Here is a 13,385-nt window from a genome sequence, read left to right on the forward strand (position 1 = left end):
AAGCTTCGCGAAGCAAATTCATTTGCCTTTGCCTCTTAAAATAATGAGTTTTATAAATAAATCTTTGCGTTAAAAAGCTTAAAAATAAATTTAATTCTTATGAAAATGTTTCGGGAAAGCATCCTCAGGTTTCATTTTATTGATTTGACAAAACCATATTTTAAAGCTTCGCGAAGCAATTCATTTGCCTTTGCCTCTAAAATCATGAGTTTTATAAATAAATCTTTGCGTTAAAAAACAAAAATAAATTTAATTTTTATGAAAATGTTTCGGGAAAGCATCCTCAGGTTTCATTTTTATTGATTTGATGAAGCCATATTTTCAAGCTTCGCGAAGCAATTCATTTGCCTTTGCCTCTTAAAATCATGAGTTTTATAAATAAATCTTTGCGTTAAAAAACAAAAATAAATTTAATTCTTATGAAACTCTTTAGGAAATGTATCCTCACCTTTCGTATTTATTGATTTGACAAAGCCATATTTTCAAGCTTCGCGAAGCAATTTATTTGCCTTTGCCTCTTAAAATCATACATCATACAAATAAATCTTTGCGTTAAAAAGCTTAAAAATAAATTTAATTCTTATGAAAATGTTTCGGGAAAGCATCCTCAGATTTCATTTTTATTGATTTGACAAAACCATATTTTCAAGCTTCGCAAAGCAATTCATTTGCCTTTGCCTCTTAAAATCATGAGTTTTATAAATAAATCTTTGCGTTAAAAAAACAAAAATAAATTTAATTTTTATGAAAATGTTTCGGGAAAGCATCCTCAGGTTTCATCTTTAGAACATTTAATAAAATCCATGATTTTAAGAAACCATACCCGTAAGAAAACATTTGAATATAAGTCGAAATCACTGCCATTCCGGTAATTGCAATATTTTTTGTAACAATCATAGCGTGAATTACAACCATGAAAGTGTACAATCCGAAAAGAGACAAAACAAAGCCTTTCCCAAGAATAAAATATTCAATAAATCCCAAAACATAACCCAATAAAAATAAGGTCGGAAATGCAAAAGAAATTTTCACATAATTAGGATGCCTTTGATTAAGAATCGGTCTTGCGCAACCAAACTGATACACCTGTTTTGAAAACTTTCCAAAATCTACTCTTCGTTTATGGTAAACTGCAATATCATCGAAAAAAGCGGTCGTAAAACCGTTTTCCCAAAGCGTCATCGAAAGATCGGGATCTTCACCGATTCTCATCTCAGAAAAACCACCTACTTTCTCAAAAACCTCTTTTTTCACACCCATATTGAAACTTCTGGGCTGAAATTTTGAAACTGCTTTTTTATTTCCCCTTATTCCACCAGTCGTAAAAACGGAAGTCATAGAATACGAAATCGCTTTCTGCATCAGATTAAAACCTTTATGCGCTTTATCTGCCCCTCCAAAAGCATCACAAGGAATGGTAAGAATATCGTTTTTAATATTTTCAATATAATCTTTCTCTACAATTACATCACTGTCTACAAAAACCAACCAGTCATTTGCAGCTCTTTTTGCACCGTAATTTCTCGACAAACCAGGCCCTGAATTAGTTTTTTTGAAATATTTTATATTTAAAATTTCTTCAAATTGATGGATTGTCGGTTTCAGATCAATCAAAGAACCATCATCAACGATAATTACCTCAAAGTCTTTATCAGTTTGAGAATTGAGTGAATTAAGAAGCTCAAAAAGTTCGTCTTTTCGGTTAAAAATAGCAACAACGATGGAGATAGTAGGTTTCAAATTGTGGGTCGTAATATTGTTTAGAAAATCGTTCTCAAAAATAACCATTTGTACTTCAGCTTGCAAATGTAGAATTGAATTGTTACTCAAAAATATAAATTAGTTTTAATCGCAGTAATAGGCAACGTTTTTAAGTAAATAATATTTTTTAAGGTAAACAATTTATACTTAAAGAAATACAATTTCTTTAAGTATAAATTGCGATGGTACTTGTAAAATCCACAACGGTTTAATTTAAATAAAATTGCTATCTTAATTTTCTCTTAAAAAATGTATACTGTTATGGAAGAAGCTAAAATTTATATAGATTATGTTGCGAGAATTATTGAAATCATCGGGGTACTCACCATTTTTGCCGGAGCGGTAATCGCTTTGTCAAAATTTATATTTTCTATTCAGGGTACCAATCCAAGATCTTATAAAATACTGAAACAGGAATTGGGAAAAGCAATTTTATTGGGTCTTGAGATTCTTGTTGCAGGAGATATTATCGCTACTGTGGTTACAGAACCTACAATTGATCGACTTTTAGCTTTAGGATTAATCGTTCTCATTCGTACTTTTTTGAGCATTTCTATTCAGGTTGAGGTAGAAGGCAAGTTTCCTTGGCAGAAAAAAGAAGAAATTTAACTGTTTCATCTTAAAAATATACGGAAAGACAGTTTTCCTAAGCAGACAAATGGTATTTTGTTATTGAAAGAGCAGATTGTGAGGTATACAATTCATATTTAGCATTAAGCAGATAGCTTTACGAACCGTTCAGATCGCATTCTGGTATGTACAGTTTACATTTATAGACCGATAGATAACATTTTGAACCAAACAGAGGGATTTGTGAGGTATACTATTCATATTTAGCATTAAGCAGATAGCTTTACGAACCGTTCAGATTGCATTATTGTATGTACAGTTTACATTTATAGACCGATAGATAACATTTTGAACCAAACAGAGGGATTTCTGATGTTGACGGATACTTTCTATCTAAGTACACATGATTAAACGAAATGAAAAGTATTTCTAAAAGAAAATCCCTGATTTGTAATATATGAACAGTACAAAAGAAATCAGCAGTAAAATCACCGAACCGCTAAAGAAAATAAATTTTAAGAGACTCTTAAAATAAAAAATTCCGAGCTTATAAAGCGAGAAAAACAAGACAAATGATATAAGAAAACCGATGAGAATGCAAATCAATAAAGTTTGCACGTAATTCTCTTCCGGTAAAGGATCTTTGAAAACAATAAATAGAGAATGGAAGCGATCAAAAGAAAGCTTCCACTCCACAATGCTGTTGTATATTTTGATTTTTTAGAATTCTTATTCTTTTTAGAATTCACTGATTCTGATTTTGAAGAAGACTCCAAACTCAGTAAATCTGCAAGAAAATCTAAACCATCGAAAATATTAAAAGATATTTTTTATTCTTCTTTGTTTTCTAATTTATGAACTTTTTTCGTCCCTTCATACATTTCATACTGTAAAAATCTCGTTTCCAGTTTTCCGTTGAAAAGCTTTATTTTTCTTGAAGGTCGCAGTCCGATTTTCTTTACCGCTTCTAAGTCTGAAGAAATCAGCCAGGCCAAAGTATTTGGATAATTCGTTTTGAACGTATCTCCTATTTTCTTGTAAAAATCATCATCATTAATAGAAATTCTCTCATCATAAGGTGGATTGAAAACCATCAACAATGGGAATAAATCTTTCTTGGTATCAAAGAAATTTTCTCTTCTTACTTCGATAATATCTTCCATTTCTGCAGATTCTATGTTGGCTTCTGCGGCATTCAACATTCTTCCATCGATATCGTAACCTACGATTTTACCGGTGAATTCTCTCACACGATTGATTCTTACTTCTTTTATTTTTGAAAATAAATCGGCATCATAATTTTTCCAGTTCTGAAAGCCAAATCCTCTTCTGAAAGTCTGTGCCGGAAGATCCAAAGCGATCATTGCAGCTTCAATAAGAAGTGTTCCCGAGCCACACATAGGATCCAGGAAGTTTCCTTTTCCGTCCCAACCTGCCAATTGCAGCATTCCGCTTGCCAGAACTTCATTTATTGGCGCTTCGCCCTGCTCTTTTCTGTATCCTCTTTTAAACAAAGCATCACCGGAAGAGTCTAACGAAATCGTCACCAATTCTCTGTCAATATGCAAGTGAAATTTGATATCCGGAGATTTTGTTTCAATACTCGGTCTTTTACCGTATTTATTTTGGAAATAATCTACGATGGCATCTTTCATTTTGAAGGTCATAAACTGAGAATGACTGAATCTTTCTGAGTTTACTGTAGAATCGATGGCAAATGTCTGATCGACATCCATGAATTCGTCCCATTCAAATTTGAAAAGTTTATCGTAATATTTTGTTTCGTTATACGCCTTAAATTCGTCAATCGGAACAAGAACTTTCAATGCTGTTCTTGCAGAATAATTGATTTTATATAAAAAACCCAAATCTCCCTCACAGTTTACTGCACGGTTTTTAAGTTCTACATTTTTTCCGCCTAATTTTTTAACTTCCTCAGCAAGAATTGGCTCTAATCCGAAGAAAGTTTTTATCTGAATTTTTAGATTTTCTGTATCCATTTTGCAAAAATAGTGATTTTAGTTGTTGGTTGTCAGTTTATAGTTGATAGAAATCGCTCTATCTTATAAAAACCATCAACCAACAACGATGTACCATCAACCAAAAACACTATTTTTGCATCATGGAATGGTTTGAATCGTGGTTTGATACCCCTTATTATCACTTATTATACAGCAACAGAGATTACACGGAAGCTGAAAATTTTATTACAAAGCTTACTTCAGAATTAGAGCTTTCTCAATCAGCAAAAATCATTGATCTCGCTTGTGGAAAGGGAAGACATTCGGTTTTTCTTAATAAATTAGGGTATGATGTATTGGGACTTGATCTTTCCCGTCAAAGTATTGAGCATAATAGACAGTTTGAGAACCAAACATTGATTTTTGATGTTCACGATATGCGAAATCCTATTGATTACGATCCTGTAGATGCGGTTTTTAATCTTTTTACAAGTTTCGGATATTTTGATAATGAAGAGGATGATAAAAAAGTCTTTAAATCGGTTTGCAATGTTTTGAAAAAAGACGGCTATTTTGTTTTGGATTATCTGAATGAAGAGTTCGTTCGAAAAAATTTGGTTCCTGAAACAATTATCAGCAGAGAAGGAATTGATTTTAAAATTTCTAAAAAAATTGAAGACCGACATATCATAAAAAACATAAGATTTGAAGCAGACGGAAAATCTCATCACTTTTTTGAAAAAGTAAAGCTTCATACTTTAGAAACCATTAAAAACTATGCTGAAGAAAGCGGTTTTGAAAGCGTTAAAATCTGGGGGGATTATCAATTGAATGATTTCAATAAAGATATTTCGCCACGGTGCATCAATTTATTTAAGAAAAAATAAACCGATAATTTAAAAAATTGCAATTGGAATGGTGACTAATATATTATTTGCGATATTAACAATAATCTCAATATTTAGTGGAATTAAATTCGGATATTTTCATAGCCATACTCCTCCATTGCCATTTGTTATCTCCAGTTTATTACTAATTCTTGGAATATTTTTAATTTTTCTCAAAATATTTTTATTTAAAAATAGGACTAATTTTAAGATACACCTTATCATTACAATTGTGAATCTAATTATTGTTTTATATTGCTTATCACCCCTTTTTAATTAATATGATTTTCATTCTCCTTATATTAAGTGTCGTTGCCGGAGTTTTACTCGGTAAGTATTTTGGACAAAAAGAAAAATTTTCCAAAAATTTATTGATTTTAAGTGCCGGATTTTTAATTACCATTTGTTTAAATGAAGTTTTTCCTCAGGTTTACACTTCAGATATTGGTAATCTTGGGATCTTCGTCATTGGCGGAGTTTTGTTACAGATGATTCTTGAAGCTTTGACTAAAGGATTTGAGCACGGACATTTTCACCATCACGGAGAAAGCAATATTCTTCCGATGGCATTAATGGTCGGGCTTTTTATTCATGCTTTTATTGAAGGAATTCCTTTAGCGAACGAGACCAATCCGCTTTCACCTTATCTGTTGGGGATTTTGTTTCATAACTTGCCTATTTCGTTTATTTTGGGAGCATTTTTATTTAACAGAACAAATTCAAAAATATCTTATCCATCAATATTAATTGTTGCTTTATTTGCTTTGGCTTCACCATTCGGAATGCTTCTGGGTAATTATTTCAATCCAGCTTGGCAGCCTTACTTTCTAGCGATAGTTGGTGGAATCTTTCTGCATATTTCTTCTGTTATTATATTTGAAAGTAACAAAAATCACAATATTGACTGGTCTAAAATTGGCTTGGTCATTTTGGGAGTTTCATTAGCTTTAATGATGCATTTGTTTCATGATCATTCTCATGTAGGACATCATCATTAAATTTAATTTTAAGATAAATAAAAAGGCTTCGAGAAATTTTTTCCCGAAGCCTTTTTTATATTTTAGAAATAGTATTTTAGAATTTCCAACCTACAGTTAGAAAGAAATTATTTCTGATATTCTTAACGTCTGAAACGGCAGAAGTAGGCGTTAAAACATCAAAATCACCGGAGTAATATCCTGTACTTACTACAGTTCCATTTTTAACAACTTCATTTCCGCTTAAGAAAGGATTTTTGTATTCTGAGCTTATATTCTGATACGCTGCATCAACATAGAATTTACCGAAGTCATATCCTAAACCTGCACCAATCGTATTTCTTGCTCCTAAAATCAAGTCGCTGTAATTATTATCTCCCGCTACTCCACTGTTTGAAAACGAACTGATCGTCATTGCATCAAACGGACTTGAAGCGTAAGAATAACCACCTCTCAATCTGAAAGCTTTGATTCTGTATTCTGCTCCAACTCTTATTTCTGATAAGTTTTTGTAAGAATCACCAAAGAAAGAATTCAATTCACTTTCTGCATCACCCTGAACTTTATATTTAGGCTTCGTTAATCCTAAAGTATAGTCTACGTTAATCGCAAAATTCTTAGTTGGAACAAAAGCACCACTTAAAGTAGCTTTCATAGGTGATCTGAAAGACCTGTCTTCTATAAAGTTATCAAAATAAATCAATCCGTCAGTTCCGGTATAATAATCTGAGTAGATTCTATCCATACTCCACCAGGTAGGAGATTCGATTGAAGCCCCTAATCTCAATTGATTGGTGATTTTACCAATTACCCCCAAAGTTGCAGAGAAACCATTCGATTTTTCAGAAAACGGCGTGTATTGTTTATCAAATGAATATATCGTATTGTCTAAATCTAAACCGAAATTGGCGCTGTCATACTGCTCCAAATCTACATAATGCATATTAATACTTGCACCAAGATATAGAGAGTTATTATAATTGGCACCAACCCCAAGATTAAATTTGGTCTGAGTTCCATATCTGTTGTAAGCATGCCCTAAATAAGCAAGATTGCCAACTACAGCATTTCCTGAACCGTCAACAAGATTTTTTGGAATTGAAATATTTGTGTTACCTGCAGTTTCTACATAGTTTTCAAGTGACTGCGTAGAAATACTTGCTCCCAAATTAATAAATTTCCAAGGTGATTCTGTCATTAGCTGAAAAGTTGCAACACCTCCCGCATTTCCGATATTTCCTTTTGTAATATTATAGTTAACTGAAGATCCTGCTAAAGTGCTTGTATTTTTATTACCCGTAATCGATAAAGTAGCCGAAACATCACCTGCAATTGCAACACCCAGACCGGCAGGGTTAGTAAGCAGCGATGTGGCATCACCACCCAAAGCTCCGTTTGATCCTGCCATTGCATTAAACTTCGAAGAACCAGTCATTGGAGTGTTTGAGTAAACATCAATCGAATTTCTTATAACCGATATATCCTGAGCCTGCAAATAAAATGCTGCAGTTACACCTATTAATACTAGAGATTTTTTTAACATTATTTTTTTTAATAGTTATTAAGTTTAAAATTATCTACCACCAGATCTGAAACCGCCGCCTCCGCCGCCTGATCTCATACCGCCTCCACCACCTGAAGAGCCACCTCTGAAGCCGCCACCGCTACTTCCAGAATTAAAACCTCCTGATCTGAAACCTCCATTATCACTTGGTCTGGTACTTTCATTTCTGTATCTTGGTTGAGATTGTTGTTGATTGTAGTTATAATTTGGTCTTGTAGGTCTTACCCCGTTATTCATATTAGGTCTCATCCCATTATTCGGATTACGGTAACCTCCGTTATTACTTCTGTACCCTCCATTATTATTCATATTAGAAGATCTGTAAGATCCGGCTCTCATTCCGGAATTATTATTTCTGAAACCAGAACCGTTATTATAATTACCTTTTAAAGCAGAATTATTCGTTCTGTAAGATCCTGATCCAGAAGTACCGAATCTTCCGTTTGCTCCGCTTCTTGCGTAAGGAAGTCTGTTATAGCCACCCCAATATGAGTTGTATCCCCAATAAGGAATTCCGTAGTAACCGCCCCAGTAAGGGTTGTATCCCCAGTAATTATTCCAGCCCAGTCCCCAATAAGGATTGTAGCCTCCCCATCCCCAAGAGTTACCCCAACCGAAAGACATTCCCATGCCCCAGCCAGAACCCCAATAAGAACCGAAGCCTCCGCCCCAGCCCCAAGGTGAGCCCCAACCCATCATTCCCCACGAATTATCGTAGTAGTTGGTTTCGTTACCTGCGAACATTCCCCAATCAGAATCGGTAGCATTACTGTTCCAATCAGAATTACTCCAGTTGCTGTAGCGGTTATCTTGTTGAGCAGCATTTATTTGCGCATTTTGAACCAGATTAGAATCATCCTGATAATAATCATAATATTCTCCTACTCTGTTTCCTTCATTACCATTGATGATGACACCTTCCGGCAACGTATCTTTATTTGGGTCGTAATACACCCCATCAGTCTCGCTATACCCACCCATCTGCGCACCACAAGACATTAACAACAATCCACCTGCAACTGCCAAAATACCTTTTGATTTTAGCATTCCAAGTAAATTTTTATGTATATTTCTTTTCATGATAATGTAAAAATTTTTAATTTAAATTATATTTGCATTCTGTACCAAAAATATACCAACTTATTGGTAACAAAAATCTATCAAAAATAGATTTTTATTTTTAGATTACATAATTTTAGAAAAGTTAAAATATTAAAAAAAAATTAATGGCAAAATTAACTTCAAGAAGCGAAGATTACAGCAAATGGTATAATGAATTGGTTGTGAAAGCTGATTTGGCGGAAAACTCAGGCGTAAGAGGCTCTATGGTTATAAAACCATACGGATATGCAATCTGGGAAAAAATGCGTGACGAAATGGACAAAAAGTTTAAAGAAACAGGTCATGTTAATGCTTACTTCCCCCTATTTGTGCCCAAAAGCCTGTTTGAAGCTGAAGAAAAAAACGCTGAAGGTTTTGCCAAAGAGTGTGCAGTTGTAACTCATTACAGACTAAAAAATGACCCAGATAATCCGGGAAAACTAATTGTTGACCCGGAAGCCAAATTAGAAGAAGAACTTATTGTAAGACCAACTTCTGAAGCAATCATCTGGAATACTTATAAAGGGTGGATTCAGTCATACAGAGATTTACCAATTCTTATCAATCAGTGGGCAAATGTTGTACGTTGGGAAATGAGAACCCGTTTATTTTTAAGAACTTCAGAATTCTTGTGGCAAGAAGGTCACACTGCTCATGCTACGAAAGATGAAGCAGTAGAAGAAGCAGAAAAAATGAATAAAGTATATGCAGATTTTGCAGAAAATTTTATGGCAATGCCGGTTGTACAAGGTTTAAAAACACCTTCGGAGAGATTTGCAGGTGCTGATGAAACCTATTGTATTGAAGCATTAATGCAGGATGGAAAAGCTCTTCAGGCTGGAACATCTCACTTTCTTGGACAGAATTTTGCAAAGGCATTTGACGTAAAATTCACCAATAAAGAAGGTAAAATAGAACATGCGTGGGCAACTTCGTGGGGAACTTCTACACGTTTAATGGGTGCTTTGATTATGACGCATTCTGATGATTTAGGTTTAGTACTTCCTCCTACTTTAGCTCCGATTCAGGTGGTAATTGTTCCTATTTTCAAAGGAGAAGAGCAATTAAATCAAATCAGTGAGGTAGCATTAGAAATTCAGAATAAATTAAAATTGAAAGGAATTTCAGTAAAATTTGACAATGATACTCAAAACAAACCGGGATGGAAATTCGCTGAATATGAATTGAAAGGTGTTCCTTTAAGAATTGCAATGGGACCTAGAGATTTAGAAAACAAATCTGTAGAAATTGCAAGAAGAGATAATCTTACCAAAGAAACACGCCCATTGGAAGGTCTTGACTCTTATATCGAAGATTTGTTGAAAACCATCCAAAAAGATATGTACACTAAAGCTTTTGAATTTAGAAAAGACAATATCACGAAAGTAGATTCTTATGATGAATTTAAAAAAGTTTTAGAGGAAAAACCTGGATTTATCTATGCACATTGGGACGGAACTGCTGAAGAAGAAGAGCAGATCAAAGAAGAAACCAAAGCAACCATCAGATGTATTCCTATGGATGATGACATTGAAGAAGGAGTTTCTTTACTTTCAGGAAAACCATCAAAAAGAAGAGTTTTATTTGCGAAAGCTTACTAAAATTTACCATAATCATTATTAAATCTGCAAGAATTTTAAGAATTTTTGCAGATTTTTTTTGAAACCTAATATTTGGACAGATTTTTGTTTAAATTTATCTAACATTAATTTCAAAATTATTTAATATGTCATTAAACATCATTGATCTCATCAAAGGGCAGCTAGGTTCTGCACTTGTTTCTCAGGCTGCATCGCAACTTGGAGAAAGTGAAGCCGGAATTTCGAAAGCCGTTTCTGGCTTACTTCCGGTCATTGTAGGCGGATTAGCCAACAATTCTGATAATCCTGCGGTATTGGATTCTATTTCTAATGCTTCTTCGCAAGGTGTTTTGGGGAATTCATTAGATACATCATCTAACAATTCTATGATTTCGGGATTACTAACATCAATTTTTGGTGATAAACTCAGCGGAATTATCAATACCATTGCTACATACGCAGGAATTAGCAACAATTCTTCATCTTCGTTATTAAACTTAGTAACGGGAGCAACGGTAGGCTCTGTAGGAAAATATGCTGCAGAAAATAATCTGGACAAATCTGGGATTTCATCATTATTAAATGATCAGAAAGGAGTCGTCTCTACACTTTTACCAGCCGGACTTTCGTTAGCATCATTAAATGTGGGTGACTGGGCAAAAGGCTATAAGTTTGATAATGACAAAGACGCTATCGCACCGACTCCACACGAAGAACCAAAAGTAGAAGTTACAAGAAGCACAGCAGAAAACGGTACTTTCCCAAACAACCCTACTCCTTCTGAAGGCGGATCTATCTGGAAATGGCTTCTTCCATTATTACTTTTAATTGCGGCAGGATATTTTTTATGGAAACAATGTGAGAAAAAAGAAACTACGACTACAACAAACGTTTCAGGAGACAGTTTAAATACTGTAAATGATACTATGTCGACACAAAGTGGCGATACAACCGCAATGACCACAACCAAAGTTGATGAAGATATCGATTTAAATGGAACGGCATTGAAAGGATACAGAGGAGGATTGGAAGATCAAATGATTACTTTTCTAAAATCTGATGGCTACAAAAATGCGGCAAATGATGATGCCTTAAAAAATAAATGGTACGATTTTGACCATGTAAACTTCACAATTGGAAGTTCAAATACTTTAGAAGCAGGTTCTGAAGGACAATTACAAAATTTGGTGGCGATTTTAAAAGCATATCCCGATGCAAAAATAAAAATCGGTGGATATACAGATAAAACCGGTGATGAGGCTAACAACAAAAAACTTTCTGCAGAGAGAGCTAATTTCATTAAAGATTGGTTAGGAAAACAAGGTGTAGGAACACAGGTTATTGCTGCTGACGGATACGGAAGTGAGTTCGCAAAAGTTGATGCTTCAGCTTCTAATGAAGAAAGAGCTGTCGACAGAAAAATGTCAGTAAGATTCGCAAAATAGTTGATCTTTAAAAATATATAATGAATCCCGAAAGAATATTTTTCGGGATTTTTCATGAGAAATTTACTTCCATTTCATTTATTTAATTAAATTTGTTAGTCATTTCTAACAATGACTGAATTCAATATGAAAAACGCTTGGCGAAAAGATAAAACATCTCACTCATTACCAGAGGTATTCTCTTCAATATCCATTCCTAAAAAATCAGGTTTTTGGAGGAAATATCTTGCCTTTGCAGGTCCGGGATTAATGGTTGCAGTAGGTTATATGGATCCCGGAAACTGGGCAACCGATATTGCGGGAGGATCACAATTTGGGTATACGCTACTTTCTGTAATTCTTATTTCTAATATTTTTGCAATGGTTTTGCAGCATTTATCTGTAAAACTAGGAGTTGTGGCAGAGAGAGATTTAGCGCAGGCTTGTCGAGATCATTTCAAACCAACTACCAACTTTATACTTTGGATATTTTGTGAAATTGCCATCGCAGCCTGTGATTTGGCTGAAGTTATTGGTTCGGCAATTGCTTTAAACCTACTTTTTGGAATCCCGTTGACTTGGGGAATTGTCATCACCACAATTGATGTATTAATTATTTTACTACTTCAGGCAAAAGGCTTCCGCTGGATAGAAAGTATTGTCGCAGGATTAATGTTTATTATTTTAGTTTGTTTTGGATATGAAATTATTATTTCTAAACCTGAAATCAATGCCATTTTAGGAGGATTAATTCCGCAAAAAGAAATCATTACCAATCCCGCAATGCTATACATCGGAATAGGAATTCTGGGTGCAACCGTGATGCCTCACAATCTATATCTTCACAGCAGTATTGTGCAAACCCGCGATTACACAAGAGATAGAGAAGGAAAAAAAGAAGCTATAAAATTTGCAACTTTAGACAGTACAGTTTCTTTGTTATTGGCATTTTTCATTAATGCAGCGATTTTAATTTTAGCTGCTGCGACTTTCCATACCACAGGAAACGAACACATTGCCGATATTCATGATGCTTATAAAATGTTGACGCCTATTTTGGGAGCTTCTATGGCGAGTATCGCTTTTGCAATTGCTCTTTTAGCTTCCGGACAAAACTCTACCTTAACGGGAACTCTTGCCGGACAAATTGTAATGGAAGGATTCCTAAATATCAGACTAAAACCGTGGTTGAGAAGATTAATAACCCGATTGATAGCCGTAATTCCTGCATTAATTGTAGCCATTATCTATGGAGAACAGGGAACGACAGATCTTTTGGTTTTAAGTCAGGTTATCTTGTCGATGCAGCTGAGTTTTGCGGTAGTTCCTTTGGTAATTTTCACCAATGATAAAGCAAAAATGGGCGAATTTGTCAACAAACCATTCTTAAAAATTTGCGTCTGGATTATTTCTATCGTCATCATTATTCTTAATCTTTACCTTCTCTATCAAACATTTTTCGGGGAATAATTGCTTTTTTTCATGAACTGTTTGGCTTTCTTAGATTTCTTTTGAAGCAATTCCCGCTTTCCGCACTCGCTGTTTTTTTGATCTTGTGTG

10 protein-coding genes are annotated in these 13,385 nt (G+C 34.4%); 6 read left to right on the forward strand and 4 right to left on the reverse strand.

Going from position 1 to position 13,385, the window contains the following annotated elements:
* Positions 1–735: 735 nt before the first annotated feature.
* Complete coding sequence (locus OH814_RS16540; RefSeq protein ID WP_308828959.1) at positions 736–1,788, reverse strand: glycosyltransferase; 1,053 nt, start codon at positions 1,786–1,788, stop codon at positions 736–738.
* Between the two features lie 234 nt (positions 1,789–2,022).
* On the opposite strand from OH814_RS16540, the gene OH814_RS16545 reads away from it, so the two are divergent.
* Positions 2,023–2,370, forward strand: a complete 348-nt coding sequence (locus OH814_RS16545; protein ID WP_308828919.1) for a DUF1622 domain-containing protein — start codon at positions 2,023–2,025, stop codon at positions 2,368–2,370.
* Between the two features lie 791 nt (positions 2,371–3,161).
* Here OH814_RS16545 and OH814_RS16550 read toward each other — a convergent pair.
* The gene (locus OH814_RS16550; protein ID WP_308828920.1) at positions 3,162–4,331 is read right to left on the reverse strand and encodes a class I SAM-dependent RNA methyltransferase; all 1,170 of its coding nucleotides are present in this window, start codon (positions 4,329–4,331) and stop codon (positions 3,162–3,164) included.
* A gap of 122 nt (positions 4,332–4,453) precedes the next feature.
* Between OH814_RS16550 and OH814_RS16555 the strand changes: the two genes are divergently transcribed.
* Complete coding sequence (locus OH814_RS16555; protein ID WP_076563053.1) at positions 4,454–5,179, forward strand: bifunctional 2-polyprenyl-6-hydroxyphenol methylase/3-demethylubiquinol 3-O-methyltransferase UbiG; 726 nt, start codon at positions 4,454–4,456, stop codon at positions 5,177–5,179.
* 281 nt (positions 5,180–5,460) lie between these two features.
* Positions 5,461–6,177 (forward strand): ZIP family metal transporter, encoded by a 717-nt coding sequence (locus tag OH814_RS16560; RefSeq protein WP_115619704.1) that lies wholly within the window; start codon positions 5,461–5,463, stop codon positions 6,175–6,177.
* Between the two features lie 76 nt (positions 6,178–6,253).
* Here OH814_RS16560 and OH814_RS16565 read toward each other — a convergent pair whose 3' ends face one another.
* Together OH814_RS16565 and OH814_RS16570 are read right to left on the reverse strand one after the other, a co-directional pair.
* Entirely contained in the window at positions 6,254–7,699 is a 1,446-nt protein-coding gene (locus OH814_RS16565) for a hemin receptor (RefSeq protein WP_308828921.1), read from the reverse strand.
* A gap of 30 nt (positions 7,700–7,729) precedes the next feature.
* Positions 7,730–8,800 (reverse strand): prolyl-tRNA synthetase, encoded by a 1,071-nt coding sequence (locus OH814_RS16570; RefSeq protein ID WP_308828922.1) that lies wholly within the window; start codon positions 8,798–8,800, stop codon positions 7,730–7,732.
* Positions 8,801–8,946: 146 nt separating this feature from the next.
* Between OH814_RS16570 and proS the strand changes: the two genes are divergently transcribed.
* The 3 genes from proS to OH814_RS16585 all read left to right on the forward strand — a co-directional run bounded on the left by proS (position 8,947) and on the right by OH814_RS16585 (position 13,295).
* On the forward strand, positions 8,947–10,422 hold the full coding sequence (gene proS, locus OH814_RS16575) for a proline--tRNA ligase (protein WP_308828923.1): 1,476 nt from the start codon (positions 8,947–8,949) through the stop codon (positions 10,420–10,422).
* Positions 10,423–10,547: 125 nt separating this feature from the next.
* Positions 10,548–11,846, forward strand: a complete 1,299-nt coding sequence (locus tag OH814_RS16580; protein ID WP_308828924.1) for an OmpA family protein — start codon at positions 10,548–10,550, stop codon at positions 11,844–11,846.
* A gap of 111 nt (positions 11,847–11,957) precedes the next feature.
* Positions 11,958–13,295 (forward strand): Nramp family divalent metal transporter, encoded by a 1,338-nt coding sequence (locus OH814_RS16585; protein WP_308828925.1) that lies wholly within the window; start codon positions 11,958–11,960, stop codon positions 13,293–13,295.
* Positions 13,296–13,385 lie beyond the last annotated feature (90 nt).

The sequence above is a fragment of the Chryseobacterium sp. CFS15 genome (assembly GCF_031118795.1).
Taxonomy (GTDB): domain Bacteria; phylum Bacteroidota; class Bacteroidia; order Flavobacteriales; family Weeksellaceae; genus Chryseobacterium; species Chryseobacterium indoltheticum.

Excerpts from the sequence above, each read along its gene's own strand:
- OH814_RS16545 (WP_308828919.1), top strand. The coding sequence starts at position 2,023 with ATGGAAGAAGCTAAAATTTATATAGATTATGTTGCGAGAATTATTGAA.
- OH814_RS16540 (WP_308828959.1), bottom strand. The coding sequence starts at position 1,788 with ATGGTTATTTTTGAGAACGATTTTCTAAACAATATTACGACCCACAAT.
- OH814_RS16550 (WP_308828920.1), bottom strand. The coding sequence starts at position 4,331 with ATGGATACAGAAAATCTAAAAATTCAGATAAAAACTTTCTTCGGATTA.
- OH814_RS16560 (WP_115619704.1), top strand. The coding sequence starts at position 5,461 with ATGATTTTCATTCTCCTTATATTAAGTGTCGTTGCCGGAGTTTTACTC.
- proS (WP_308828923.1), top strand. The coding sequence starts at position 8,947 with ATGGCAAAATTAACTTCAAGAAGCGAAGATTACAGCAAATGGTATAAT.
- OH814_RS16555 (WP_076563053.1), top strand. The coding sequence starts at position 4,454 with ATGGAATGGTTTGAATCGTGGTTTGATACCCCTTATTATCACTTATTA.
- OH814_RS16580 (WP_308828924.1), top strand. The coding sequence starts at position 10,548 with ATGTCATTAAACATCATTGATCTCATCAAAGGGCAGCTAGGTTCTGCA.
- OH814_RS16565 (WP_308828921.1), bottom strand. The coding sequence starts at position 7,699 with ATGTTAAAAAAATCTCTAGTATTAATAGGTGTAACTGCAGCATTTTAT.
- OH814_RS16585 (WP_308828925.1), top strand. The coding sequence starts at position 11,958 with ATGACTGAATTCAATATGAAAAACGCTTGGCGAAAAGATAAAACATCT.
- OH814_RS16570 (WP_308828922.1), bottom strand. The coding sequence starts at position 8,800 with ATGAAAAGAAATATACATAAAAATTTACTTGGAATGCTAAAATCAAAA.